Below are 26,922 nucleotides of genomic sequence, written 5' to 3'. Positions count from 1 at the left end.
CATCCGCACGCTCCCTCCCGCCTCGCACAGGAACGAGCCCATGCGTCCCAGAGCCATGACCAAGCTGACCTTCGGCGCGGCCACCGCCGTCACCCTCGGCCTCCTCGCCGCCCTGGCCCCCGCCGCCGACGCGCACCAGGCCCCGCACGGATCCGCCCACAAGCCCGCCCACGGGCAGGCCCTCAAGCGGATCGGCTACTTCACCCAATGGGGCATCTACGGAAGGAACTTCCAGGTCAAGGACCTGGAGACGAGCGGCACCGCCGCCAAGCTCAGCCACATCAACTACGCCTTCGGCGTGATCGGCACGGACGGCAAGTGCCTCATGGGCAACGCGCCCGGCTCCGACCCCTGGGCCGACTACGTGCGCCCCGTCGACGCCGCGAACTCCGTGGACGGCGTCGGTGACGCCGACGGGCAGCGCCTGGCCGGAAGCTTCAACGAGCTGCGCGAGCTGAAGGCGAAGCACCCCGGGCTCAAGGTCATGATCTCGCTGGGCGGCTGGACCGGCTCCGCGCACTTCTCCGACGCGGTGCGCACGGAGGCCGGCCGCAAGACCCTCGTCGCCTCCTGCATCGACACGTACATCAAGGGCAACCTGCCCGTGGACGGCGCCCGGGGCGGCGCCGGAGCGGCCGCCGGGGTCTTCGACGGCATCGACCTCGACTGGGAGTGGCCGGGCTCGGAGGGCGCCCCGGGCAACGTGATCCGCCCCGAGGACAAGCCCAACTTCACCAAGCTCGTCCGGGAGTTCCGCGTCCAGCTCGACGCCTACGGGCGCACGCTGAAGAAGCGCAAGCACTACGAGCTGAGCGCGTACGTGCCCACCGCCCCCGCCAAGATCGACGCGGGCTTCGAAGTCGCGAAGATCATGCGGGACTTCGACTTCGTGAACCTCCAGGGCTACGACTTCCACGTCTCCGGCGAGTCGAGGACCAACCAGCAGTCCGCGCTGTACGCGAAGGACGACTTCAGCGTCGACCAGACCGTCAGGGCCTGGCTGCGGCGCGGCGCCCCGGCCCACAAGCTGGTGGTCGGGATGCCCTTCTACGGCCAGGGCTGGACCGGTGTGACCGGCGGCGGCAACGGCCTCGGCAAGCCCGCGACCGGCCCCGCCCCCGCCACCTGGACGGCCGGCTCGGAGGACTACAAGTTCCTGAAGCGGCTCGCGGAGTCGGGGACGTACACGCTCCACCGGGACGTGCGGAACGGGCACGCCTGGCTCTTCGACGGCACCACCCTGTGGACCTACGACGACCCCGCCGTGCTGCGCGCCAAGGCGGCCTACGTCCGGCAGAACGGGCTCGGCGGCGCGATGGTCTGGTCGCTCGACGGGGACACCCCGGACGGCGAGCTGATCACCGCCATCGACCGGGGCCTGAAGAAGCGGCGCTGATCCCGCGCCCGGACGCGCGGACCGCGCCTCAGGCCGACGTGCCCCCGCCCTCGGGCGGGGTGTCCGTCAGGCCGAGCGCGGTCCGCGCCGACGCGCTTCCGGGCAGGGGGTCGCGGGCCTTGTCGTACGCCTCCCAGTACGCGTCGGCGTCGGCCGCCGCCGCCAGCTCGCGCCACTCCTTCGAGGCCGCTGCCAGGTCCTTGCGGAGCGCCGCGACGGGCTCCGCCGCGGCACCGGTCCAGGAGCGCCGTCCGAGGTCCGCGTGCGCCGCGTCGATCGCCGTCCGGACCTTCGCGGCCCAGGCCTTGTTCGCCGCGAGGTCCTCGTCGGGGTCGTCCTCCGGTATCAGGTAGAGGACCGTCTCGATCGGGTTCACGGCCTTCAGGAAGTGCGTCTGGCCGGCGTTCAGGGTCGTGGCGTCGGAGCGCACCGAGCCGCTGAACGGCTTTCCGTCGGTGGCGAACGCGCAGGTCACGGTCCGGTCGCCGAACCGCCAGCTCTGACTGCTCGGCAGGTAGTAGTAGGCCCAGACGTCCTCCGGGACCCGCCAGGTGTCCAGCGCGTAGGCCTGGTTGAGCGTCTCGCAGCGCTTCTCCGCGATCGCGTCGATCGCGTCCTCGCCGGGCCAGGAGGTGAAGCCGGTGACCTTGAAACCGCCGGTGACCTCGCCGTCGTGCGGGCGGGCGCAGTCGACGACGGTCACCTCCGTCGTGTACTCCTCCAGCTTGCCCCGGTCGGTGAAGCACTGGCCGGTGCGCAGCGAGAACGGGGACTTCGAGCGGGAGGCCTCGTCGACGCCCTCCTTGAAGCCGTTCCAGGCCGAGGCGAAGCCGCCGGTCACCAGGCCGAGGACGAGGAGCAGGCAGCTGAGCGCGGAGAAGACCATGCCGGTGATCGCGAGCGGCCTGCCCGCCTGGTCCTTCTTCCTGATCTGCGGGAGGGCCACGAGGCCCAGGACCAGACCGAGGGGCGGGACGCAGCAGAGGAGGCCGGAGATGAGGGAGGCGACGGCGAGGCCGTTGGTGGGGCGCGCGGGCCGCCCGTAGGGACCCGGGCCGGGGCCGCCGGGCGGGCCGTAGGGGCCGGCCGCGTAGGGCGTTCCCGGGGAGGTGTACGGCCCCGGGGCGGGCCACCCCTGCGGCTGCGGGCCCCCGGGGGACGGCGGGACCGGCGGGGTCGGCTGGGTCGGGTCCACGGGTGGGTGCTCCTGCGGGGCGGTGATACGAACAGGTGAACGAGCGCGCATCGTACGCGGTCGGGCGGTGCGCCGTCGCGCGCGTTCGCGTGACGGAGGGGCGGCCGCCCGCAGGCGACCGCCCCTCGTCGTTCGGTGTTCAGCGTTCAGGAGGCCCGGGTGCTCGGGTCAGAACTGCAGGCCCCAGGAGTCGATCTTGCCGGTGTCGTAGGTCGCGTTGTCCGTGACCCGCAGCTTCCAGGTGCCGTTGGCGACCTCCGAGGAGGCGTTCACGGTGTACGTGGTGTTGATGTTGTCCGTGCTGCCGCCGGTGCCGAAGGACTTCAGCGTGTACGCCGAGCCGTCGGGGGCGATCAGCTGGACCTGGAGGTCACCGATGTAGGTGTGGACGATGTTCACCGGCACCTTGAGGGCGGCGGGGGCGTTGCCGGCGACGCCGGTGACGGTGATCGGGGACTCGACGGTCGCCTTGTCCGCGATGGCGTAGTCCGTGGTGTTCTCGAAGTTCTTGCCGGGGGGCGGGGTGGTGCCGCCGTCGCCGACGTACAGGAGCCGGTTCGGGGAGCCGGTGCCCGGGTTGGTGACGACGTTCGGGGTGGCGGCGGTCGTCAGGGCCGTGGAGACCTGGGCCGGGGTCGCCGTCGGGTTGGCGGCGAGGTAGAGCGCGGCGGCGCCGGCGACGTGCGGGGTGGCCATCGACGTGCCGGAGATGGTGTTGGTCGCGGAGTCGCTGGAGTTCCAGGACGAGGTGATGGAGGAGCCCGGCGCGAAGATGTCCAGGATCGTTCCGTAGTTGGAGTAGCTGGCGCGGGCGTCGGTGTTGGTGGTGGCGCCGACGGTGATGGCCTCCGCGACGCGCGCCGGCGAGTAGTTGGAGGCGTTGGCCCCGTCGTTGCCCGCCGCGACCGCGTAGGTGATGCCGGAGGCGATCGACCTGCGGACGGCCTCGTCGAGGACGGTGTCGACGCCGCCGCCGAGGCTCATGTTGGCGACGGCCGGCTTGACGGCGTTCTGCGTCACCCAGTCGATGCCCGCGACGACCTGGGCGGTGGTGCCGGAGCCCTGGTTGTTGAGGACGCGGACGCCGACGATCTTCGCCTTCTTGGCGACGCCGTACGAGGTGCCCGCGACGGTGCCGGCGACGTGGGTGCCGTGGCCGTGGCCGTCCTGGGAGACGTTGTCGTTGTCGATGGCGTCGAAGCCGTTGTAGGCCCGGCCGCCGAAGTCGCCGTGGCTGATGCGGACGCCGGTGTCGATGACGTACGCCGTGACGCCCTGGCCCGCCGCGTCCGGGTAGGTGTAGCTCTGGTTGAGCGGGAGGGCCTTCTGGTCGATCCGGTCGAGGCCCCAGGACGGCGGGGAGGGCTGCGTCGCGGCGATGGTGAAGACGCGGTCCTGGGCGACGGACTTGACGGCCGGGTCGGCGGCGAGCTTCTTCGCCTGCGCCTCGGAGAGTTCGACCGCGTAGCCGTTGACCGCCGAGGTGTACGTGCGCTTGATCTTCGCGCCGAACTTGGCGGGGATCGCGCGGCCCTTCGCGGTCTCCGCCGGGGCGGACTCGTGGAGGGTGACGATGTAGCTGCCCGGGACGGCGTCGGCGGCTCCGGCGTTCTCGATGACGCCTTCCGGGGCGGCCGGGGCGGCGGTGGCCGGGAGGGCGGAGAGCGAGCCGAGGCTCAGTGCGACGACGGCCACGGCGGCGGCGGTGGCGATTCTGCGACGCGAGTCACGCATCACTGACATGTGAGGGGTCCTCCTCATTGGTGGTGCGCTGCTGTGGGGGTGCGACAGGGACATGACAAGGCGACGCGAGATGTACGCGCCGTTTCGAACGTCCGGCTGTCGAGCGAAAGATTGGCGGATCCATAGGAATCGCACAAGGGTGCCCGGCGTCCCGTAACGCGCGCGCCACACGGCTGCCATCCTGGGGATCATGACCGCCTACACGTGCCCCCGCTGCCGCGTTTCCTCGCCCGTGTCCGCGCTCACCTGGTGTTGTCCGGAGTGCCGGGGGCCGTGGGACCTCGACTTCGCGAGCGAGCCGGTTTCCCTCCCGTCACTCGCGTCACGTGTGAATTCATTGTGGCGTTACGCGGAGGCATTGCCTCCGCTGCCGCACGCGCCCGAGGTGACCCTCGGGGAGGGCCGCACGCCCCTCGTCCCCCTCACCGGATCCGTCGCGGCCAAACTCGACTTCCTCATGCCGACGCTGTCGTTCAAGGACCGGGGCGCGGTGGTGCTCGCCGCGCACGCCCTGCGCCTCGCGCGCGCCGGCGGCCTCGACCGGGTCGTCGCCGACAGCAGCGGGAACGCGGGCACGGCCGCCGCCGCGTACTGCGCGCGGGCCGGGCTCGCCTGCCGCGTGTACGTCCCCGGGGGCACGTCCCCGAAGAAGCTGGAGCAGATCAGGGCGCACGGCGCCGAGGTGGTCGAGGTGCCCGGCGACCGCGAGGCGACGGCCCGCGCGGCCCGGGAGGCCGCCGACGAGCCCGGCACCTTCTACGCCTCCCACGTGTACAACCCGTACTTCACCCAGGGCACCAAGACCTACGTCTACGAGCTGTGGGAGGAGCTCGGCGGGCGCCTGCCCGACACGATCGTGGTTCCCGTCGGCAACGGCACCCTGCTGCTCGGCGCCGCCCTCGCCGTCGAGGAGCTGTACCGGCACGGGCTCGTGGACGCCCGGCCCGCGCTCGTCGCCGTGCAGGCGGAGGCGGTGTCCCCGCTGGCCGAGGCCTTCCACGCGGGCGCGGACGACATCGCCGGGCCCGCCGCTGTCCGCCCCACCCTCGCCGAGGGGATCGCGATCCCGGCGCCGCCCCGGGCCCGGCAGATCCTGCGGGCGGTCCGGGCGACGGGCGGCACGTTCCTGACGGTGCCGGAGGAGCGGATCCGCGCCGCCCAGCGGGACCTGGCGCGGCGCGGTCTCTTCGTGGAGGCCACCGGCACGGCCTGCTGGGCGGCGGTGGAGGCGGCCCCGCCGCGCCCGGGGCTCACGGTGGTGCCGCTGTGCGGGGCGGGGGCGAAGACGGGCCTGGCGCCCTGACGCGGCTCCCCCGCCTCCGTACCGGTCAGAACTCGTCGGCGCCGTTGCGCAGCTCGTACGTCCAGTGACCCGTCTTCGCGACGGCCTCGTTGACGGCGAGGCCGCCGGCCGGGGCCTTGACGACGACGCTGCCCTCGGCCGGGCCGTCGGGGGCGAAGAGGTTCACGGTGAACTCCTTCACCACCTTGTTCTCCTCGTGGACGCCGCCGAGGGAGACCCGCACGTTGGCGTACGCGGACTCGCCGTTCCCGATCACGACCGGAACGGTCGACCTGCTCTTCGCGACGGCCGGGACGTCCTTGGCGGTCTGGATCGGGCCGAAGGCGAGCAGCGGGTACTTGAGCAGGGTGCAGGCGCGGCCGGAGACGTTGGTGGCGGTGAGGACGATGTGCTCGGTCGGGACCTCGTCCGCCTTCTCCGTCGTCACCTTGACGTCGCCGTGGGCGCAGGCCGGGGCCTTGGCGGCGGTCTTGCCGCCGGTGGTGGAGCCGGTGGACGCGGTGGAGGCGTTCGTGCCCTTGCCGCCGCCCGTGGAACCACCGGCGGTGGCACCGCCGGTCGTGGAACCACCGGCCGTGGAGCCGCCGGTCGTGGAGCCGCCGGTCGTGGTGGCCGAGCCGCCGGTGGAGTCCTGGCCGCCCTCGGCGGGGGCCGCGCCGTCGCCCGTACCGGCGGAGGCCCGGGGGGCGGAGCTCGCGCTCCCGGCGTCCTTGGCGCCGGCGTCGGAGCCGCCGCAGGCGGTCAGGCCCAGCGAGAGGGCGGCGAGGGCGGCGGCGGCCAGGACGGTGTTCTTGTGGTGGTGGCGCATGGTGGTTCTCCCCCGGGAAGCGGTCGGCCGGCACGCGCTCGGTGCTCGCACGCCGGTGCACCTTTTCGGTGCGTGCGCACCGGTTCGTCGATCGGTGCTGTATCCAGCTTTCCGTTCCGTACTGCCGTCCCGCTTGCGTGCCGCTAACGATCGGCTGACAGGCGCGAAAGACGGTCCGCGGCCCGCGCCGAGCCCTCCGGGAAACCGGCCTTCTCGGAGGCCACGATCGCGCGTTCCAGCTGGTCGGTGGCCTCTTCGAGGCGTCCGATCCCGGCCAGCGCCTCGCCCCGGACGATCTGGAGCTGGGCCCGCACGACCACCGCGTCGGAGGCGACGAGCTCCTCCGCGCGCAGGGTGTGGGCGAGCGCCGCCTCGTACTCCTCCGCCTTCAGGCAGTGGCCCGCCAGGTGCTGGAGGGTGAGGACCTGGGTGGAGGGGTGGCCGGTGCGGTCCGCGAGCGAGACCGCGTGCAGCATGAGCAGCCCGGCCCGCTCGTGCTCGCCCGTGGCGTCCAGAACGGCGGCGTGGTTGACGTGGGCGATGGCCTCGCTGATCGTGTCGCCCGCGCGGGCGGCCAGGCCGGGCGCCCTCTCCAGGTGGACGAGCGCCTCGGCGTTCCGGCCCTCCGCGTGCAGGATCCAGCCGAGCAGCGCCCTGGCCCGGGACTGCGCGTCGGCGTCCCCGACCCGCTCGGCGGAGGCGAGCCCGGCCTCCAGGAGCGGGGTCCAGCCGTCCCCGATCCGCATGAGCATCAGCGGCCACTGGACCAGGGCGAGCCGCCAGGCCCGGTCGTGCAGGCCGAGGGCGGCCGCGGCGGCGACCGCGCCCTCCAGGGCGGCGCGCTCGGCCGCGTACCACTCCAGGGCCGCCGTCCGGTCCTCGAACTCCCTGGTGGCGGCGGGCCGCCGGGCGTCGGCGGGCAGCGCGTAGCAGGGCTGGGAGCCCGGCTCGGCGGCGGCGTCGGCCGCGAGCCCGGTGTAGAGGTAGTGGTCGAGGAGGCGGGGCAGCCCCTCGGGGTCGGCCTGCGGGGCGAGGTGGCGGGCGTAGAGGCGCACGAGGTCGTGCGGGGTCCAGCGGCCGGGGACCGCCTCGGTGAGCAGGTGCGCGGCGGCGAGCCGGTCCAGGTCGGCGGAGGCCTGCGCGGGCGAGGTCCCGGCGAGCGCGCCCGCCGCGAACCGGTCCAGGTCGGCGCCGGTGTGCAGGCCGAGCGCGCGGAACATGCGGGCGGCGGAGTCGGGGAGCTGCTGCACGGTGAGCCGAAGCGCGGCGGAGACGCCCCGGTCCTCGACGTCCAGGAGGGTCAACCGGCTCTGCTCGTCCGCGAGTTCCCCGACCATCGCGCCGAGGGTCCAGGCCGGGCGCTCGGCGAGCCGGGCGGCCGTCACCCGCAGCGCGAGCGGCAGCCCGTCGCAGAGCCCGGCGAGCCGCGCGGCGGCGTCCGGCTCGGCCGCGATCCGGTCCTCGCCGAGGACGGTGGCGAGCAGGGCGGCGGCGTCGGCCTCCGGCAGGTGGCCGAGCGGCACCGGCCGGGCGGCGTCGGAAGCGATCAGGCCGCCGAGCCGGTCGCGGCTGGTGACGAGGGTCGCGCAGTGGTCGCCGCCGGGCAGCAGCGGCCGGACCTGCCCGGAGGAGCGGGCGTTGTCGAGGACGACGAGCAGCCGGCGCCCGGCGGTCAGGGAGCGGAAGAGCGCGCCCCGCGCCTCGACCCCTTCCGGCATCCGCTGGGCGGGAACGCCGAGCGCGAGCAGGAACTCGCGCAGGACGGCGGCGGTCTCCGGCGCCGGGGTCTCGCTGAAGCCCTTCAGATCGGCGAAGAGCCGCCCGTCGGGGAAGTCGGCGCGCCGCTCGTACGCCCAGTGGACGGCGAAGGAGGTCTTGCCGACGCCCGCGGGCCCGGTGACGAGGCAGACCGGCCCGTCCCCGCCCCGGACCGCCCGGTCGAGCGCGGCCAGCTCGGCGCCGCGCCCGGTGAAGCCGCGCGGCGCCCGGGGCAGGCCCTCCGGCGCGGGGACCTCGACGGGCGGGGCGACGGGGCGGGCCGCAGGGGCGGGCTCGGCGGAACGGAGCAGCGTCGCGTACGCCTCGCTGAGCGTCTCGCCGGGGTCGACGCCCAGCTCCTCGGCGAGCAGCCGCCGGGTCCTGTGGTACCAGTCGATCGCGTCCGACTGGCGGCCCGAGCGGCCGAGGGCCAGCATCAGGGCGGCCGCGAGGGACTCGCGCAGGGGGTGGGCGACGGCCTCGGTCCGCAGGACGGCGGCGGCCCTGGCGTGCTCGCCGAGCTGCCCGTACGCCTGCGCCAGCGCCTCCACGGTGGCGAGCCGCAGCTCTTCGAGCCCGGTGGCGGCGGCCTCCAGGGGCCGGCTGTGGACGGTCCCGGTGAGCGCCGGGCCCTGCCAGTACGACAGCGCCTCCCGCAGCATCCGGACCGCGTCGGCGGGCTGCCGCTGCACCCCGGCGAGACCCACCAGCTCCTCGAAGCGGTGCACGTCCACCAGCGACTCCGGCATCCGCAGCACGTACGCCGAGCCCTGGGTGGCGAGCTCGACCCCGTACGCCCCGGCCCCGTGCTCGGCGAGCAGGGCCCGCAGCCGCGAGACGTGCCCCTGGAGGACGGTCTTGGCGTGGACGGGAGGCTCCTCCTCCCACAGGGCGTCGGTCAACTGCCCGACGTTCACCGCGCTGTTGGGGCGCAGCAGGAGCATGGCGAGGAGGCTGGACCGCTTGGCGGGTCCCAGGGCTACGTCACCGTCCTCCGTCACCATCGCAACGGAGCCGAGCAGCCGGAACTCCACCTTCACACCTCCGCGATCACGCTCCCCCGTTTTCCCCGGCAGTCGAGGATACGTGGGGGAAGAGGGTCGCCCGTGACGCGGAGTTCCCCCGTACCGCCCGCGTCGGCCGAATCCGGACGTGGCGTTCCACACAGTGACCGGTACGGCGGTGCGGCGGTACGGCGGCGCCCGGAGCGCGGGCCGGGGCGCGGGCGGGGCGCGCTCAGATGTAGCCGTTCTCGACCGCGCGCTGGCCCAGCTGGAAGCGGCTCTGGGCGCCCAGTTTCTCCATCAGCTCCGAGATCAGGCGGCGCTCGCTGCGCAGGGAGATGCCCAGGCGGCGGGCCGCGGCCTCGTCCGTGTAGCCCTGGGCCAGGAGGCGCAGCAGCTCGCGGGGCTGCGAGCCGGGGTCCTCCAGGCTGCGCCGGGGGGCCTCGCCGAACGGGACCGCCGACGCCCACACCGTCTCGAACAGCGCGAGGAACGCCGCCACCGCGCCGGGCTGGCGCAGCAGCACCGCGCCGGCCGCGCTGTCGGCCGGGTCGATCGGCACCATGGCCAGTTCCTGGTCCTTGATCCACAGCCGCATGGGCAGCGCCGGTACGGTACGGACCTCCGCGCCGCGTTCGGTGAGCCACTGGGCGTGCTCCAGGGTGCCCGGGGCGTTGCGGATGGAGTCCAGGTACACCGAGCGCATCCGCACCCCGCGCGCCAGCGGCTCCGCGCTGGTCACCTTGCTCGCGGCGAGGACCTCGGGGGTCTGGGCGCCGCCGGGCACGAAGGCCAGGGACTCCTTGTGCATGGTCGGCACCAGGTCGGTCATCCGGGCCCGTACGGCCTCGGCGCCGCGGAGCTGCTCGACCTCCGGCTCCTCGTCGCCGCCGTGCTGCGCGGCGTACTGGGCGAGCAGCATCTCGGCGGCGGCCTGGCTGCGGGCCAGGGTGCGGTTGCGCTCGGCTATCTCGGCCTGCTGGAACGCGAGCAGCGTGTCCAGGGCGGCCTTGGGGTTCACGACGTACAGCCGGCCGTGGTCCGACCCGTCCGACGTGAGCAGTTCCCGGCGCGTCAGCTCCCGGAGCGCCTCGTCCAGGGCGTCCGCCGAACCGCCGAACTCCCCAGCGGCCTTCGCCGCGTCGCACCCCGGCTGGGCGAGGACGAACCGGTAGAGCCGGTCGGCCCCTTCCGTGAGACCGAACGGAGTCAGCACGTGGACAGCTCCCCCACAAGTCACAGCGCTGCGACGGGCGGTGCTGACCGGCGTCCTCGGCGGTCGCCGCCCTGCGACGTAAGACTTCTCGTTTCGTCGTGCGGCGCGACCCCCGTCGACGGCGTTCGTTCGCGCCGCACTGCAGTGTCGGTTACGGACCGCGAGGGCGCAACGCACGTCCAACGGGCGGACGTCCGGCCTCCGGTGACACGGTTGTGCCGGGGCGGTTCGTGCCAGCCGATCTCCCTGTCCGCGCGCCCGGCCCGGCGGCAGTATCGGTACCGCCGGGGAACACCGGCAGTCACGAACCGTCACCCAGCGAACAAAGGACACCTCATGCTGCGCGCCGCCGTCGCCACCACCGTCACCGCCGTCGCCCTCGCCCTCGTCGCCCTGGGCGGCACGGCCACCGCGGCGGAGCGGCAGGACGGTCCGGCGCTCGCGATCGGCTTCCCGGCCAAGGTCGCGGCGGCGAACGAGGAGCCCATCTGGGGCTGACGCCCCCGGCTCCCCCGGCTCCTTCGCTTTCCCGCTTTCCCGCTTTTCCTCGACGGCCCGAGGCCGCCGCATCCGACACCGGGTGCGGCCGCCCCGGGCCGTCGCGCGTCGGCCGCCCCTCACCCCTGCTCGTGGAAGTACACCGGCACCGACTCCGGCAGGACCGTCCCGGCCGGGACGAGGCGCTCGTCCTCGCCGGCCCAGAGCGGCAGCCGGGTCTCCCGGTCGACGGCGATGCCCAGCTCCCCGGCGAGGAAGGCGGACCAGCCGGGCATCAGCGGCGCCGCCGTCACCGTGAACGCGGCGAGCAGCTCGACGTGGGCGGCGAGCCCCGTCGCGTACTCCCGTTCCTGCCCGGCGTCGCGGAGCACCCGCAGCCGGTGCACGTCGATCAGCGCCCGCTCCACGACGGCGGCCAGGGCCTCGGCGGCGCGCGCCGGCGCGTACGTCCCGGGCGCGAGGGCGTCCGCGATCCGCCGGGTCAGGTCGCGCCGCTCGGCCGTCATCGGACCGTCCGGCGCGGCCGGGGGGACCGTGCGGTGGAAGTCCCCGGCGAGCAGGTCGAGGACGGTGTCGGTCCACGTCTCCAGGCCGCCGGCCAGCACGGTGGCGACGGTGTCGGCGTACTCGCCGAGGGAGAACTCGGCCGGGGAGGAGCCGTTCGGAGAGGGGTGGTTCGAAGAGGGGTGGTTCGAAGAAGGATGGTTCGGAGAGGAGTGGCTCGGGAAGGGCTCGTCCTCCGTTCGTTCGGCCGCGGTGAGACAGAGGTGGAAGCGCAGCGCGTCGGCGTTCGTCCGGCGCAGGAAGTCGACGCCCCACACGGCGCTCGACTCCGCGTCCCTCGGCCGGACGTCCTCGCCCGCCACCACCCGGGCGGGCAGGCCCGGCGTGCCCTCGGCGAGGAGCAGCGCGGGCCACAGCACGACGTGCGCGAAGAGCTGGTCGACACCGGTGAAGGAGACGATCCGGGTGTCCGGGTCGGACCACAGCGGCAGCGCCCCGTCCTTCTCGCCGTACGCCTCGGCCAGCCGCTCGGTGGCCGCGAACAGGCCCCAGACGCCGCTGAACGCCGTGTCCAGGACGTGCCCCTCCCACTCCGGCAGCGGCACGGGAATGCCGTGGTCCGCCACCCCGCTGACCGGGACGACGGGCAGTTCGGCGGCCAGCAGCCGGTCCAGGAAGGCACCGGCCCGGTCCCGGGCCCCGGCGTAGTGCGCGACGAGCCGCTCGCGGTGGCGCTCCAGCGGAAAGGCGATCCGGCGCCGGAGGACGGTGTCGGGGACCGTCCCGCAGTCGGCGCACCGGGGGTCGACCAGCTCCTCCGGGCCCTGCGGGAGCCCGCAGGTGCCGCAGGACGCGCCGTCGACGGGCGCCGCGCAGTGCCGGCAGCCGCCGCGCACGTCGGCCCCGTGCAGATAGCGGTCGCAGGGGGCGCAGCGGAAGACCGGCAGCTCCCGCGCCTCCAGCGCGCCCGCCTCCCACAGCGCGAGGAAGAACCGGCGCACCCACTGGGCGTGCGCGGCGTCGGTGAGCGGCCGGGTGAACCAGTCGGGGCGCATCGCGCCCAGCGCGAGGGCGTCCGCGATCCGGTCGCCGACGACCCGGGCGAGGGCGTGCGGCGTGACCCCGGCCTCGGCGGCGCGGGAGGCGACCCGGGGGGAGTACTCGTCGCAGTAGCCGACGTACCGCACGTGGTGGCCCCGCTGGCGCAGATGGCGGGTGAGCACGTCGGCGCCGAGGAACGAGCCGGTGAGCCGCCCGAGGTGCGGGTCGGCGTCGGGGCTCGGAGGGGCGCTGGTGACGACATACGTGTTCATGGCAGGGGATTCCCGGGAGGTGCGGCGGCTGGGGGAGGAACGTGAGGGGAGGGAGGAGGGGAGGGAGGGGCGGCGCGTGCGGGCGCCGGGGGCTCATCGTGCGCCGAGCGCCGCCTCTTCGCGGAACCTCGGCGCCGGGTCGAGCGTCAGCGCGGTCTCCAGCTCGGCGGCCAGGGCGTCGTGCCCGGACCCCGGCGCCAGGACCACCCGGTCCACCAGGTCCACGCGGTGTGTGACACCGGCGACCGGTGCCTGGTTCCAGCCCTGGTCCCGGTCCCGGTCCCGGTCCTCGTCCCGGCGGACCGCACGGTGGTGTTCCTGGAGCGACCGGACCTCGCCGGGGAGGTTCCGGAGCGCGTCGATGCCCTGGACGGCTGCGGCGAGGGCCTGGACGGTGGTCAGGCACGGGACGCCGCGGGCGACGGCGGCGGTACGGATCTCGTAGCCGTCCAGACGGCCGCCGGTGCCGTAGGGGGTGTTGACGATGAGGTCGACCTCCCCGTCGTGGACGAGCTGGACGATCGTCTTCTCGCCGTTCGGGCCCTCGCCCTCGCTGAGCTTGCGCACGATCGTGGCGTTGATCCCGTTGCGCTTGAGGACCTCGGCGGTCCCGGAGGTGGCCAGGAGCTCGAAGCCGTGGGCGACCAGCTCACGGGCCGGGAAGATCATCGAGCGCTTGTCCCGGTTGGCGACCGAGATGAACGCCCGCCCCTTGGTCGGCAGCGGCCCGTACGCGCCGGCCTGCGACTTGGCGTAGGCGGTGCCGAAGACCGAGTCGATGCCCATCACCTCACCGGTGGACCGCATCTCCGGCCCCAGGACGGTGTCCACGCCCCGGCCGTGGATGTCGCGGAAACGCGACCAGGGCATGACGGCCTCCTTGACGGAGATCGGCGCGTCGAACGGCAGGGTCCCGCCGTCACCGTTCCTCGGCAGCAGGCCCTCCGCACGCAGCTCGGCGATGGTGGCACCCAGCGAGATCCGGGCCGCCGCCTTCGCCAGCGGCACCGCGGTCGCCTTCGAGGTGAACGGCACGGTCCGCGAGGCACGCGGGTTGGCCTCCAGGACGTAGAGGATGTCCCCGGCCATCGCGAACTGGATGTTGATCAGACCACGGACCCCGACGCCCTTGGCGATGGCCTCGGTGGAGGCCCGCAGCCGCTTGATGTCGTGGCCTCCGAGGGTGATCGGGGGCAGCGCGCAGGCCGAGTCACCGGAGTGGATACCGGCTTCCTCGATGTGCTCCATCACCCCGCCGAGGTAGAGCTCCTCGCCGTCGTAGAGCGCGTCCACGTCGATCTCGATCGCGTCGTCGAGGAACCGGTCGACCAGCACCGGGTGTTCGGCTATCAGCCCGGCGTGCTGCCGCAGATAGGTGGCGAGCGACGGCTCGTCGTACACGATCTGCATCCCGCGTCCACCGAGGACGTACGACGGGCGCACCATCACCGGGTAGCCGATCTCCCCGGCGATCCGCGCGGCCTCCTCGAAGGAGAACGCGGTGCCGTACTTGGGCGCGGGCAGCCCCGCATCGGCGAGGACCTGCCCGAAGGCGCCCCGGTCCTCGGCGGCGTGGATGGCCTCCGGAGAAGTACCCAGAATCGGAACGCCGTTGTCCTTGAGCGCCTGCGCCAGACCGAGCGGGGTCTGACCGCCGAGCTGCACGACGACACCGGCGACCGGCCCGGCCTGCTGCTCCGCGTGGACGATCTCCAGCACGTCCTCCAGCGTCAGCGGCTCGAAGTACAGCCGGTCGGAGGTGTCGTAGTCCGTGGAGACCGTCTCGGGGTTGCAGTTGACCATCACGGTCTCGTAGCCCGCCTCGCTCAGCGCGAAGGAGGCATGGACGCACGAGTAGTCGAACTCGATGCCCTGCCCGATCCGGTTCGGACCCGAGCCGAGGATGATGACCGCCGGCTTCTCGCGCGGCGCGACCTCCGACTCCTCGTCGTAGGAGGAGTAGAAGTACGGCGTCTTCGCCGCGAACTCCGCCGCACAGGTGTCCACCGTCTTGTAGACCGGGCGGACGCCGAGCGCGTGCCGGACCTCACGGACCACGTCCTCCCGCAGACCCCGGATCTCCGCGATCTGGGCATCGGAGAAGCCGTGCCGCTTCGCGTACGCCAGCAGTTCCGGGGTGATCTCGTGCGCGTCCGCGAGTTCCCCGGCCACCTCGTGGATCAGGAAGAGCTGGTCCACGAACCACGGGTCGATCTTCGTCGCGTCGAAGACCTCGTCCGGAGTGGCACCCGCGCGGATGGACTGCATGACGGTGTTGATCCGGCCGTCGGTCGGACGGACCGACTCCCGCAGCAGCTCCGCCTTGTCCCCCGGCTCCCCGGTGAAAGCGAACGGCGACCCCTTCCGCTCCACCGACCGCAGGGCCTTCTGCAAGGCCTCGGTGAAGTTCCGGCCGATCGCCATCGCCTCGCCCACCGACTTCATCGTGGTCGTCAGCGTCGAATCGGCGGCCGGGAACTTCTCGAAGGCGAACCTCGGCACCTTGACCACGACGTAGTCGAGCGTGGGCTCGAAGGACGCCGGGGTCTTCTCCGTGATGTCGTTCGGGATCTCGTCCAGCGTGTAGCCCACGGCCAGACGGGCCGCGATCTTGGCGATCGGGAAACCCGTCGCCTTCGACGCCAGAGCACTCGACCGGGACACACGCGGATTCATCTCGATGACGATGATCCGGCCGTCGTCCGGGTTCACCGCGAACTGGATGTTGCAGCCACCCGTGTCCACCCCGACCTCGCGGATGATCGCGATGCCGATGTCCCGCAGCCGCTGATACTCGCGGTCGGTCAGCGTCATCGCCGGGGCGACGGTGATCGAGTCGCCGGTGTGCACGCCCATCGGGTCGAAGTTCTCGATGGAGCAGACGACCACGACGTTGTCGTTCCTGTCGCGCATCAGCTCCAGCTCGTACTCCTTCCAGCCGAGGATCGACTCCTCCAGGAGCACCTCGGTGGTGGGAGAGAGCGTCAGGCCCTGGCCGGCGATGCGGCGCAGCTCCTCCTCGTCGTGGGCGAAGCCGGAGCCGGCGCCGCCCATGGTGAAGGAGGGGCGGACGACGACGGGGTAGCCGCCGAGGGTGTCGACGCCCTTGAGGACGTCGTCCATCGAGTGGCAGATCACCGAGCGGGCGGACTCGCCGTGCCCGATCTTGCCCTTGACGGCCTCGACGACGCCCTTGAACAGGTCGCGGTCCTCGCCCTTGTGGATCGCCTCGACGTTCGCGCCGATCAGCTCCACCCCGTACTTCTCCAGGACGCCCTGCTCGTGCATGGAGATCGCGGTGTTCAGCGCGGTCTGGCCGCCGAGGGTGGGCAGAAGGGCGTCGGGGCGCTCCTTGGCGATGATCTTCTCGACGAACTCGGGAGTGATCGGCTCGACATAGGTGGCGTCGGCGATCTCCGGGTCGGTCATGATCGTGGCCGGGTTGGAGTTCACCAGGATCACCCGCAGGCCCTCGGCCTTCAGCACCCGGCACGCCTGCGTACCCGAATAGTCGAACTCGGCGGCCTGGCCGATCACGATCGGGCCGGAGCCGATGACCAGGACGGACTGGATATCGGTGCGCTTAGGCACGCTCGGCCTCCATGCGGGCGGTCTCCATGCGGGCGGTCTCCATCAGGGATACGAAGCGGTCGAAGAGGTACGCGGCGTCGTGCGGGCCCGCCGCCGCCTCGGGGTGGTACTGCACCGAGAAGGCCGGCCGGTCGAGGAGGCGCAGGCCCTCGACCACCCGGTCGTTCAGGCACACGTGGGTGACCTCCGCCCGGCCGAACGGCGTGTCCACCGGGCCGTCCAGCGGCGCGTCCACGGCGAAGCCGTGGTTGTGCGCGGTGACCTCGACCTTGCCGGTGGTGCGGTCCTGGACCGGCTGGTTGACGCCCCGGTGGCCGTACTTCAGCTTGTACGTGCCGAAGCCGAGCGCCCGGCCGAACAGCTGGTGTCCGAAGCAGATGCCGAACAGCGGCGTTCCGCGTTCCAGTACTCCCTTGACCACCGTCAGGTCCGCCGTGGCGGGGTCCCCGGGGCCGTTGGACACGAAGACCCCGTCCGGCGCCACCGCGTACACCTGGTCCAGCGTGGCGGTGGCGGGCAGGACGTGGACCTCGATGCCGCGCTCGGCCATCCGCTGCGGGGTCATGCCCTTGACGCCGAGGTCGATCGCCGCGACGGTGAACCGCTTCTCGCCGACGGCCGGGACGACGTACGGCTCGGCCGTGGCGACCTCGGCGGAGAGGTCCGCGCCCTTCATCGGCGGGGACTGCCGGACCCGTTCGAGGAGCGCGGCCTCGTCCCCGACCGCGTCGCCGGAGAAGATGCCGACGCGCATGGCGCCGCGCTCGCGCAGGTGGCGGGTGAGGGCGCGGGTGTCGACGCCGGAGATCCCGACGACGCCCTGGCGCTCCAGCTCCTCGTCCAGCGAGCGCTTCGCGCGCCAGTTGGAGGAGACGCGGGCGGGGTCGCGGACGACGTAGCCGGAGACCCAGATGCGGCCGGACTCGGGGTCCTCGTCGTTGACGCCGGTGTTGCCGACGTGCGGGGCGGTCATCACCACGACCTGCCGGTGGTACGACGGGTCGGTCAGGGTCTCCTGGTAGCCGGTCATGCCGGTGTTGAAGACCGCCTCTCCGAACGTCTCGCCCACGGCCCCGTAGGCGCGGCCGCGGAAACTGCGGCCGTCCTCCAGGACGAGCACCGCGCCCCCGGTCCCGCCGGCCTCTCGTCGCGTCCCCATGTCAGATCACCCCGTTGACGAGAACCATGTACAGCGCGACGCCGCCGCCGATCGACAGCAGGGCGTTGTCCGTCTTCCAGTACATGACCGCCGCCACGGCGAGCGAGACCAGTTTCGGCAGCCCGAAGGGGTAGACGGTCACGTCGAGGTCCTTGATGGTGTACGCCACGAGGAGCACCATCACGCCGGTCGGCATCTTCTCGCCGAGGTAGCGCAGGTAGCCGTTCGCGGCCAGCTTCCCCAGGACGACGAAGGGGGCGGCCCGGAGGGCCAGGGTCACCAGGGCGATCACGCCGACGACGGCGAAGGCGTGCGCGTCGGAGAGGGTGTTCACTTCGCCTGCTCCTTGTTGTTCTCGTCGGTGTCCGTGAGGCCTTCGGTGTCGGTGAGTCCGCCGGTGCTCGCGGGCCCTTCGGTGTCCGTGCTCCTGCCCCGGTCCTTCCGGTACATGGCGCTGATGACGACCACGTAGAGCAGCAGGCTCACGATGAGGAACGACTCCCCGACCACGTACCGGTCCACGAGGTAGCCGATCGCTCCGGCGCCCAGGGCGAGCAGGACGAGGGTCGCGCTCCGGCTGGTGCGGACCGCGTTGACCGCGAGGGTCAGGAACATGGCGGTGAGGGCGAACTCGAAGCCCTTCACGCTCTCCGGGATCACCTGGCCGAGCAGGGCGCCGAGCAGCGCGCCGAGGAACCACCAGACGTGGCTGACCACTTGGAGGACGGTGATCTGCCGGCCGGTCAGGTGCATTCCGGGGCCGGCGGAGGTGATGCCGTAGGTCTCGTCGGTCAGGGCGAAGACGCCGTACGCCTTCCGCGTCTTCCCGCGCAGCCGGTCGATCGGGAAGGACAGGCCGTAGAAGATGTGCCGGAAGTTCACGATCAGCGAGGTGAACGCGACCTGGTAGAGCGGCAGTCCGGCCACCATGAAGCCGACGGCGAGGAATTCGATGGATCCCGCGTAGATCAGCAGGGTGGAGAGCGGGGCCCAGTACCAGTTGATGCCGCTCGCGGTCAGCAGCACGCCGAACGCCACTCCCAGCGGGATGTAGGCCATGGCGACGGGCACGGTGAGCCGGACGGCCTCCCCGAAGCCTCCTTCCGGCTGCCGGTGGTCCGTCCGTTCTGTGGGGGGCGGCGATGCGCGCATGGTCTCTCCTGCGAGTTCGTGTTCGTGGGGGCCCGGGCGTCCGGGGGGAGAGGGGGTTCGGTGGTCCCTCTCCCCCCGGTTGCCGGCGGGACTCAGACCGCTGACGGGATGGGTTCGGCCCAGTAACTGGCGGCCTCGGGGTCGACGGCCCGGGTGAGCGGGTCGCGGACCGCCCTCGCCAGGAGGCCGATGGGGGTGACCACCAGGTAGTAGACGATGGCCAGGAGTACGGTACGCACGGCTCGTACGCCCTTTCTGTAGCTTTCTGACGGTTTCTGACGCTTTTCCGGTCAGTCGAGGGGGATTTCGTCTCGCCAGTCGGTCTCTTCCTGCCAGACCGGCTGGTCCTCCTTGCGGAGCAGGAAGTTGCCGACGGCGAGGCGGTCGATGTTGGTCCGCATGAAGCAGGCGTACGCCTCGGCGGGGGTGGCGACGATCGGTTCGCCGCGCACGTTGAAGGAGGTGTTGACCAGGACGGAGCAGCCGGTCCGCTCCTTGAACTCGGTGAGCAGGCGGTGGTACGGGGCGTTCCGCTCGGCGGTGACGGTCTGCACCCGGGCCGAGTGGTCGACGTGGGTGACGGCCGGGATGGTGGAGCGCTGGACCTTGAGCAGGTCGAGTCCGCTGACGCCCTCGTCCCCCGTCTCGGTCTCGATCCGCTGGGCGGGCGAGACGCCGGTGACCACCAGCATGTACGGGCTCTCCTGGTGGAGTTCGAAGTAGTCCTTGGCGTCCTCGGCGAGCACCGAGGGGGCGAAGGGCCGGAACGACTCCCGGAACTTGATCTTGAGGTTCATGGCGGACTGCATGACCGGGTCGCGCGGGTCGCCGATGATCGACCGGGCGCCCAGCGCCCGGGGCCCGAACTCCATCCGGCCCTGGAACCAGCCGACGATCTTCCCGTCGGCCAGCTCCGCCGCGGTCTGCCGGGCCAGCTCCCCGGGGGTGAGACGGGTGTACGGGACGCCCTGGCCGTCCAGGTAGGCCGCGATCGCCTCGTCGTCGAACTCCGGGCCGAGCAGCGAGCCGGACATGCCGTCCGTGCCGTTGCCGAGGTGGTCGCGCCCGGCGCCCCGGTCCGAGGCGACGGCGAGGGCCGCGCCGAGCGCGCCGCCCGCGTCGCCGGCCGCGGGCTGGACCCACACCTCGTCGAAGATCCCCGCGTTGATGATCTTTCCGTTGGAGACGCAGTTCAGGGCCACTCCGCCGGCCATCACCAGGTGGCGCTCGCCCGTGACCTCGCGGGCGTGCTTCGCGAGGAGCAGGACGACCTCCTCGGTGACCTGCTGCACCGAGGCCGCGAGGTCGAACTCCCGCTCGGTGAGCGGCCCTTCGGGGGCGCGCCGGGGTCCGCCGAAGAGCTTCTCGAAGCCGCGCCCGGTCATCACCTGCCCGCGCAGGTACTCGAAGTACTCCATGTCGAGCCGGAAGGAGCCGTCCGGCTTGATGTCGATCAGCTTCTCGCGGATCAGCTGCGCGTAGCGGGGCTTGCCGTAGGGGGCGAGGCCCATCAGCTTGTACTCGCCCGAGTCGACCTTGAAGCCGCAGAAGTAGGTGAACGCCGAGTACAGCAGGCCGAGGGAGTGCGGGAAGCGGATCTCGGAGACGGCCTTCAGCTCGTTGCCGCGGCCGTGCCACAGGGTGGTGGTGGCCCATTCGCCGACCCCGTCGATGCACAGCACGGCGGCGGACTCGTAGGGGCTCGGGTAGAACGCCGAGGCGGCGTGCGACTCGTGGTGCCGGCGGACGTGCAGCTCGGGGACCCGGCCGAGGCCCAGGTCGGCCAGCTCGCCGCGCACCACGTCGGCGGTGCGGCGCTTCCACTTCAGCCAGCCGGGGAGGGTGTCGCGGAAGGAGGGGAAGCCGCCCGGCGCGGCGCCGGCGAAGGTGGTGAGGACGCGGCGCCACTTCAGCTCCGGGTCCTCGTAGTAGGCGACGGCGGAGACGTCGTCGAGGGTGACGCCCGCCTCGTCCAGGCAGTAGCGGATGGCGTTGGCGGGGAAGGCCGAGTCGTGCCGGACGCGGCTGAACCGCTCCTCCTGGGCGGCGGCCACGGGGACGCCGTCGACGATCAGGGCAGCCGCGCTGTCGTGGTAGTAGGCGGCTATGCCCAGGATCAGATCGGGCATGGGAGTGCTCCTCGGGGTGGGTGCGTCGGTGGGGTGCGACGGTGGGGTACGTCGATGGGGTCGGGACCTGCGGGACCTGCGGGGTGAGGCGGGCGGTCCGGCGGGCGGCCGGGTCAGTAGGCAGCCGGGTGGCCGGGTCAGCGGGGCTTGCCCGCCGAGCGGACGGCCCGGCGCGCGGCCTGGCGGGCCCGGAAGCCCGTCGGCGGGTTGAGCGAGCGGTATCCGGTGCGCACGCGCGCCCAGGCGGCGTCCAGCGCGCCCGCGCCCTGGGAGACCGTGAGGGACGAGAGGTAGGTGTCGATGGCGTCGGCGGCCCACGCGGAGTGCCCGGTGGCCACGTTGTCCACGGTGTTGTGGATGTCGACGAAGCGGGTGCTGAACCCGTACTTCTTCAGGGCGAGCCGGGCCCGCCGGTAGGTGCCGCCGACGCCGGAGAGCTCCATCGCCAGGTTCAGGCCGAGCACCTCGGGCATGAAGGTCTGCGGGAACCGGCCGATGCTCAGCCAGTACACCGGAAGCTCGAAGGAGGAGTCCCGGAAGCCCTCCCACTCCGCGAACGCGCGGTCGGCGGTGGGCGGCAGGTCGGCGCCCATCTCGGTGAGCACCTCGCGGTAGATGAGCGGGTGGTTCAGGTCCGCCTCGCCGTTGCCCAGCTCGTCCCAGTAGGTGTCGAAGAGGGAGTGCCCGATCTCCGACGAGGCGTGCTCGTAGTCGGTGAAGCCCATGATCCAGGCCCCGTCGATCAGGGTGAGCGGGGCGAGCTGCACGGTGGAGTCGACGAGCGCCTCGCGGCTGGGCAGCTCCTGCGCGGTGCCCTGCTCGAACGCCTCGCTGTGCCGGTCGTGCATGTCCACCAGCCAGGGCCGCAGGCCCCTCGGCGTCCACCGCTGCGGCAGCGGCATCTCCGCCTCGTCCATGCCGTGCCGCGACCGGCCGAGCCAGCCGTGCGCGTACTCGTGGGCCCAGGCGCGCACGGCGGGCGTGTCGGTGCGGTTCAGGAGCAGGTGGTAGGCCTCCCGCAGGTCCGCCGGGGGCCGCCCGTCGGACTCGGCCCGCCAGGCGGTGAGGCCGAGCGGCCGGGACGGGGCGAGGGCCGCGCCGCCCTCGGGGGTGCCGACGGCGGGCCCGGGCAGGGAGCCGATCCACCGGCGCACCACGTCCAGGTCCTCGGGCGAGAACACCCGGAACATCTGGCCGTTCTCCCCCACCAGGCCGTTGACCAACATGCTCCTGCCCGGGTCGCCGGGGCGCACCAGACGGCTGCGGGACAGCGCCCCCAGCATGGGCCGCGGGTCGGTCTGGCACTCCTTCAGCCAGTCGGCGAGCGGCCGCCCCTCCAGGGGGAACCCGTGGTGGTACACCGCGCCCTCGCGGGCCCGCTGCCGCATCAGCTCGGCCATCTCGAACGCCGGGTCGACGGCGGCAGCCAGCTCGTCGTACACCCGCCGCGTCCACTCCCGGAGGGCGGCCAGCGCCCAGCGGAAGCCGGTGGCGACCCGTACGCGGGCGTCCTCGCCGTCCCGCTCGACGACCCGCCGCACCGCGGTCAGGGCCAGGTCGGCGCCGGCGGGGCCCGTGCCGCGCCCGGTGGCGGGGTCGACGGTCTCCCAGCGGGTGACCGCCGGCAGCTCGGTCCGTACCGGCGCGAGGGCCGGCAGCAGGCCCGCCGACCGCAGGCACAGGTCGGCGCCGAGGATCTCCGGCAGGAAGTCGTCCGGGCGGCGGCTCATGGCGAGCAGCAGGGCCGGGAGGCGGAAGTGGCCGTCGTCCAGGCGCTGGTCGGCCGCGAGCCGGCCGGCGGGCACGGCGTTCTCGGAGACGCCCAGGTGCCGCAGCACCGGCAGGTAGGCGTCGCCGCGCGAGGCGCGCGGGTCGCCGACGCCGAGGTCCGACGCGTACAGCGCGAGGACGGCCAGGACGGCGGGGTCGTCCCCGTTGCCCGGGGAGCTGAGCCACTGCAGCCAGGCGCCGGACATCAGCGCGAGCGGCGCGCAGGCCAGCGCGGCGCGCCGGACGAGCACGGCCCGGGTGCCGGGGTCGAGCGGGCCGACGAGCTCCTGGAACCGCAGGGCCTCCGTCGCCGACCAGTCGGCCGCCCGCTGCCGCAGGTCGTCCAGGCTGCCGTCCGGGTCCGGGCCCGCGGTGAGCTCGGCGCGGATCTGGCCGGGCAGACGGCCGGCGGGCAGGGCCGCCTCGGGGTCCACGACTCTGCCGTAGACGGCCCTGGCGGGTTCGGCGGCGGGGGTGGGGTCCGGGCCGGTGGGGCGGGTCGGTACCGCGGCCACGGTGGGCGCTGCCACGTCGTTCCTCTCTCTCGGTCTCTCGGGTCTCTCGGGTGCGGGGGTTCCGGTCGGGGACCGGTCAGAACATCGGGTAGATGGAGGCGTCGTTCTTCGGCTTCGGCCGGCGGCCGAGGAGCTTGTTGACGAGGTTGCGCAGGAGGGTCATGACGGTGTCCTTATGAGGTGGAGGTGACGGGGGTCAGCGGAGGCCGAGTTCCCTGGCGAGGAGGCCGGCGACGAGGTCGTGGCCCTCGTCGGTGAAGTGGATGCGGTCGACGAAGAGCCAGTCGTCCTTGCCGATCGCGTCGGCGATGACCGGGTTGCTGTCGAGGTAGCGCACGCCCATCCGCTCGCAGCCGGCCTGGAGGGCCTTGGAGTAGGTCTCCCGGGCGTCCATGGACGAGATGTCGCCGTAGACCGCGCCGAAGTTGGAGATCCTGTCGAGCTCCTCGAAGATCAGCTTCTCCTGCGGGGCGGGCTCCTCGCGGACCCAGGTGGCCAGCGGCTGGAGCACGAAGGTCAGCTTCGCGCCCATGCCCTCGGCCAGCAGCCGCCAGCCGTCCAGGTGGCGCAGGGTCGTGTCGGAGCCGATGTCGATCTGCTCCGAGAGGTCCGGGACCCGGGTGTCGACGGGCTCGGGGGCCGGCCGGCCGCGGCCGCCGAACAGGCCGCGCCCGCCGGACGCCTTGCGGTTGCGGGTGCGCAGCTCCTCCATCTGCCCGTAGAAGTCGTTGCAGTTGAAGAACGCGCCGCTGTCGCCGCGCACGGAGGAGGGCAGCCGGCTCAGACCGAGGTCGTTGAAGCCGGAGAAGAGGACGATCTCGTCGACCTGCGGGAGCAGGTGGCGGTAGAGGGTGAAGAGGAGTAGTTCCTGGGTGGAGTTGTGGCTGCGGCCGGCGAAGTTGAGCCACGGCAGGGACGGGGCGTGCTCGCTCCACAGCCGCGAGGGCAGGGTGTGGCGGTCGGCACTGGCGCCGATGCCGAACGAGGTGGAGCTGCCGGCGAACAGCCGGACCGGCCCCTCGGGGAGCGGCCCGCCGACCGAGGCGGTCCGCCCGTCCGGACCGTGGGAGAGGCGGAAGCCGAGCCGGTCGGTGTTGACGACGTCGGAGCGGTGGCCGGCGGCGTGGAAGTACATGAGGTACGGCATCCAGCGGATGTCGCCGCGGTCGTCGAACTTCTCGGAGTACTGCAGCATCTGCGGGGTCAGGGTGGCGCGGTGGGACATGTGCGGGGTGCTCCTTACGGGTGCGGGGCGGGCGGCGGATCGGCGTGTCCGGGGGCCGGGGTCGACGTGTCCGGGGTCCGGGGCCCGGGATCGGGGCGTCCGGGGCCCGGGATCGGGGGGTCAGTCCAGCGCCTGGGCGAAGTCCGCCTTCAGGTCGTCGAGGTGTTCGAGGCCGACGGCGATGCGGACCGTCCCCTCCGTGATCCCGATGGTGCGCAGCCCTTCGGCGTCCATCGAGCGGTGGGAGGTGGCGGAGGGCTGCTGCACGAGGGTCTTGAAGCCGCCGAGGGAGACGGCGCGGTCGGCGAGCCGCAGCCGCCGGGTGAACTCGATCGTCTCCTTGCGGCCGCCCTCGACGTCGATGGCCAGGACGCCGCCGTACCCGTCGGGCAGCAGGCGCCGGGCCAGCTCGTGGCCGGGGTGGCCGGGGAGTCCGGGCCAGTGCACCTCGGCGATCCGCGGGTGGCCGGACAGGAACGCGGCGAGGCCGTCGGCGTTCTCGTGGTGGCGGCGCATCCGCAGCCCCAGGGTGGCGAGTCCACGCAGGGTCAGCCAGGCGGCGAACGGGTCGGCGATGGTGCCGGTCTCCAGCGAGCGGGACCACACCCGGCGGTGCAGGGCGGCGTCGGCGAAGGAGGCGATGCCGCCGAGGACGTCGCAGTGGCCGGAGAGGAACTTGGTGGAGGAGTGCACCACCACGTCGGCGCCGAGGGAGATCGGCCGGCAGCCGATCGGGGTGGCGAAGGTGTTGTCGACCACGCAGGTCAGCCCGGCGGCCCGGCCGGCGGCGAAGAAGGCGGGCAGGTCGGTGACCTGGGCGGTGGGGTTGGAGAGGGTCTCCAGGTACAGGACCTTGGTGGTGGGCCGCAGGGCCTCGGTGACCTCGGCCGCGTCGCGTCCGTCGACGTAGGTGACGTCCACGCCGTAGCGGGTGGAGAGGTCGCGCAGCAGGGCGAACGTCCCGCCGTACAGGTGCTTCTGGACGATGACGTGGTCGCCGCTGCCGAGCAGGGTGTGCAGCACCGTGTGGATCGCGCCCATGCCGCTGGAGGCGGCGAGGCTGGCGGCGGCGCCTTCGAGGGCGGAGACGGCGTCCTCCAGGGTGCGCACCGTGGGGTTGGAGTTGCGCAGGTAGGCGAACGACTCCGGGCTGTTGATGGCCTCGGCCAGGTCCTCGGGGTCGTCGTAGCCGAAGTTGGCGGTCTGGTAGAGCGGCGTGTTCAGCGGCCGGGCCCCACCCAGATCGGGAATCCCTACATGGATCGCCTGGGTCTCCGGATGCAGCTGTGTCGGCACGGTGTTCCTCTCGGGGTGTGCGGGTGGGCCGGTCCGCCCGGCGTACTCGGCGTGATCGACGTACTCGGCGTACTGCGGCGGAACTCAGCTTCACGCGGTCCGGGCCGCCTGTCACCGCTTCCCGGGTGCCACGAAGATGCATGGCACGGGTGTGCCAGAAAACGCCCGGGGAACCGGGAAAACCACTGGTGGAGGCGGCTGTCGCGGCAGTTTCGTGCGATGCACTTTCGTGCCGGGGAGGAGGCGTGGCGCGGCCGGGCGGGGCGGCACAGGATGGGTGCCCGTCGCCCACGAACGCCGAGGAGAGGCAGTACGTCGATGAACACCGCAGAACCGGTGCGCGAGCTGACGGTCGTCCGCGCGGAGCCGGAGGCAGAGGGGGTCCTGGGGATCACGCTGGCGGACCCGGGCGGCGGCCCGCTGCCGGAGTGGACGCCGGGGGCGCACGTCGACGTCGAGCTGCCGTCGGGCCTCGTCCGCTCGTACTCGCTGTGCGGCCGGCCCGGGGACCGCGACGCGTACCGGATCGCGGTGCTGCGCGTCGCGGACGGCCGGGGCGGGTCGGAGGAGCTGCACACGACGGGGCTGACCGGCCGGAGGCTGACGGTGCGCGGCCCGCGCAACCACTTCCCGCTGGTGCCGGCCTCGCGGTACGTGTTCGTGGCGGGCGGGATCGGCATCACGCCCGTCCTGCCGATGCTCCGCGCACTGTCGGACCGCCCGGACGCGCCGCCCTGGTCGCTCCTCTACGGCGGCCGCTCCCTGGACACCATGGCCTTCCGGCCGGAACTGTCCGCGCTGCGCGGCGGGGAGGTCGTCCTGTGGCCGCAGGACAGCCACGGCCTGCCGGACCTGGACCGCGCGCTGACGGGACTCCCGCCGGACACGGCGGTCTACTGCTGCGGCCCGGAGGGCCTGCTGGAGGCGGTACGGAACCGCACGGACCGCCTGCTGCCGCCGGGCGCCCTGCACCTGGAGCGCTTCCGCGCCCCGGACCGGCCCGACCTCCCCCCGTCCGACGGAGGCTTCGAGGTGGAACTCCACCGCACCGGAACGACCCTCCACGTCCCCGCCGACCGCACCCTCCTCGACGTGATCCGCGAAGCGGTCCCGAACGTCCCCTCCTCCTGCGAACAGGGCCTCTGCGGCACCTGCGAAACAAAGGTCCTCGCGGGCACCCCGGACCACCACGACATGCTCCTCACGGACGAGGAACGGGAGACGGGCACGACGATGATGATCTGCGTGGGCCGTTCGAGGAGTGCGCGTCTGACGTTGGATCTGTAGGGAGGGGGTGGGCCCGGCGAGGGCCGTCCACCGACGGAGCGCCCCGTCACGCGCTTGGCA

The 26,922-nt window shown here is 73.0% G+C and carries 18 protein-coding genes and 1 pseudogene; 4 read left to right on the top strand and 15 right to left on the bottom strand.

Going from position 1 to position 26,922, the window contains the following annotated elements; genetic code table 11:
• The first annotated feature begins 40 nt into the window (after positions 1-40).
• On the top strand, positions 41-1,396 hold the full coding sequence (locus ACIQVI_RS16525) for a glycoside hydrolase family 18 protein (RefSeq protein ID WP_403596031.1): 1,356 nt from the start codon (positions 41-43) through the stop codon (positions 1,394-1,396).
• 28 nt (positions 1,397-1,424) lie between these two features.
• Here ACIQVI_RS16525 and ACIQVI_RS16520 read toward each other — a convergent pair whose 3' ends face one another.
• Together ACIQVI_RS16520 and ACIQVI_RS16515 are read right to left on the bottom strand one after the other, a co-directional pair.
• Positions 1,425-2,591 (bottom strand): DUF4190 domain-containing protein, encoded by a 1,167-nt coding sequence (locus ACIQVI_RS16520; RefSeq protein WP_403596028.1) that lies wholly within the window; start codon positions 2,589-2,591, stop codon positions 1,425-1,427.
• Positions 2,592-2,759: 168 nt separating this feature from the next.
• Positions 2,760-4,334, bottom strand: coding sequence for a S8 family serine peptidase (locus ACIQVI_RS16515; RefSeq protein ID WP_351972752.1), 1,575 nt, complete (start codon positions 4,332-4,334; stop codon positions 2,760-2,762).
• 190 nt (positions 4,335-4,524) lie between these two features.
• Here ACIQVI_RS16515 and ACIQVI_RS16510 point away from each other — a divergent pair, with 190 nt between their 5' ends.
• The gene (locus ACIQVI_RS16510; protein ID WP_403596025.1) at positions 4,525-5,637 is read left to right on the top strand and encodes a pyridoxal-phosphate dependent enzyme; all 1,113 of its coding nucleotides are present in this window, start codon (positions 4,525-4,527) and stop codon (positions 5,635-5,637) included.
• 25 nt (positions 5,638-5,662) lie between these two features.
• Here ACIQVI_RS16510 and ACIQVI_RS16505 read toward each other — a convergent pair whose 3' ends face one another.
• The 3 genes from ACIQVI_RS16505 to ACIQVI_RS16495 form a co-directional block, all read right to left on the bottom strand.
• Positions 5,663-6,445, bottom strand: a complete 783-nt coding sequence (locus ACIQVI_RS16505; RefSeq protein ID WP_403596022.1) for a DUF4232 domain-containing protein — start codon at positions 6,443-6,445, stop codon at positions 5,663-5,665.
• Between the two features lie 143 nt (positions 6,446-6,588).
• Positions 6,589-9,237, bottom strand: coding sequence for a BTAD domain-containing putative transcriptional regulator (locus ACIQVI_RS16500; protein ID WP_351972755.1), 2,649 nt, complete (start codon positions 9,235-9,237; stop codon positions 6,589-6,591).
• Positions 9,238-9,439: 202 nt separating this feature from the next.
• Positions 9,440-10,423 (bottom strand): DUF6879 family protein, encoded by a 984-nt coding sequence (locus ACIQVI_RS16495; protein ID WP_403596019.1) that lies wholly within the window; start codon positions 10,421-10,423, stop codon positions 9,440-9,442.
• Between the two features lie 336 nt (positions 10,424-10,759).
• Here ACIQVI_RS16495 and ACIQVI_RS16490 point away from each other — a divergent pair, with 336 nt between their 5' ends.
• Entirely contained in the window at positions 10,760-10,921 is a 162-nt protein-coding gene (locus tag ACIQVI_RS16490; protein ID WP_403596016.1) for a hypothetical protein, read from the top strand.
• Positions 10,922-11,040: 119 nt separating this feature from the next.
• Here ACIQVI_RS16490 and ACIQVI_RS16485 read toward each other — a convergent pair whose 3' ends face one another.
• From ACIQVI_RS16485 to ACIQVI_RS16440, 10 genes and pseudogenes are all read right to left on the bottom strand, one after another.
• Positions 11,041-12,738: a class I tRNA ligase family protein gene (locus ACIQVI_RS16485; RefSeq protein WP_403596014.1), complete on the bottom strand. Its 1,698-nt coding sequence runs from the start codon at positions 12,736-12,738 to the stop codon at positions 11,041-11,043.
• 291 nt (positions 12,739-13,029) lie between these two features.
• A pseudogene (carB, locus tag ACIQVI_RS16480) lies at positions 13,030-16,329 on the bottom strand (carbamoyl-phosphate synthase large subunit); the annotation flags it as partial.
• Positions 16,322-17,488 (bottom strand): glutamine-hydrolyzing carbamoyl-phosphate synthase small subunit, encoded by a 1,167-nt coding sequence (carA, locus tag ACIQVI_RS16475; RefSeq protein WP_403596011.1) that lies wholly within the window; start codon positions 17,486-17,488, stop codon positions 16,322-16,324. The pseudogene carB and the gene carA, both read right to left, overlap by 8 nt.
• A 1-nt stretch (position 17,489) precedes the next feature.
• A complete protein-coding gene (locus tag ACIQVI_RS16470; protein WP_351970307.1) occupies positions 17,490-17,822 on the bottom strand; it encodes an AzlD domain-containing protein in 333 nt (110 codons plus the stop codon).
• A complete protein-coding gene (locus ACIQVI_RS16465; protein WP_403596008.1) occupies positions 17,819-18,640 on the bottom strand; it encodes an AzlC family ABC transporter permease in 822 nt (273 codons plus the stop codon). The genes ACIQVI_RS16470 and ACIQVI_RS16465 overlap by 4 nt, the downstream gene beginning before the upstream one ends.
• 92 nt (positions 18,641-18,732) lie before the next feature.
• Positions 18,733-18,879, bottom strand: coding sequence for a hypothetical protein (locus tag ACIQVI_RS16460; RefSeq protein WP_403596005.1), 147 nt, complete (start codon positions 18,877-18,879; stop codon positions 18,733-18,735).
• Between the two features lie 51 nt (positions 18,880-18,930).
• Entirely contained in the window at positions 18,931-20,769 is a 1,839-nt protein-coding gene (locus tag ACIQVI_RS16455; protein WP_351970304.1) for a carbamoyltransferase, read from the bottom strand.
• A gap of 137 nt (positions 20,770-20,906) precedes the next feature.
• A complete protein-coding gene (locus ACIQVI_RS16450; RefSeq protein ID WP_403596002.1) occupies positions 20,907-23,069 on the bottom strand; it encodes an iron-containing redox enzyme family protein in 2,163 nt (720 codons plus the stop codon).
• 181 nt (positions 23,070-23,250) lie between these two features.
• The gene (locus tag ACIQVI_RS16445) at positions 23,251-24,279 is read right to left on the bottom strand and encodes an SGNH/GDSL hydrolase family protein (protein WP_351970302.1); all 1,029 of its coding nucleotides are present in this window, start codon (positions 24,277-24,279) and stop codon (positions 23,251-23,253) included.
• A 120-nt stretch (positions 24,280-24,399) separates the two neighbouring features.
• A complete protein-coding gene (locus ACIQVI_RS16440) occupies positions 24,400-25,575 on the bottom strand; it encodes a trans-sulfuration enzyme family protein (protein ID WP_403595998.1) in 1,176 nt (391 codons plus the stop codon).
• 318 nt (positions 25,576-25,893) lie between these two features.
• On the opposite strand from ACIQVI_RS16440, the gene ACIQVI_RS16435 reads away from it, so the two are divergent.
• Positions 25,894-26,862 carry a PDR/VanB family oxidoreductase gene (locus ACIQVI_RS16435; protein ID WP_403595995.1) on the top strand — a complete coding sequence of 323 codons (969 nt, stop codon included), beginning with the start codon at positions 25,894-25,896 and terminating at the stop codon, positions 26,860-26,862.
• Positions 26,863-26,922 lie beyond the last annotated feature (60 nt).

This window comes from Streptomyces sp. NPDC098101, from assembly GCF_044760185.1.
In the GTDB taxonomy this organism is placed as follows: domain Bacteria; phylum Actinomycetota; class Actinomycetes; order Streptomycetales; family Streptomycetaceae; genus Streptomyces.
Note: the sequence above shows the minus strand (reverse complement) of the source record. Positions and strands in the feature narration are given on the sequence as shown.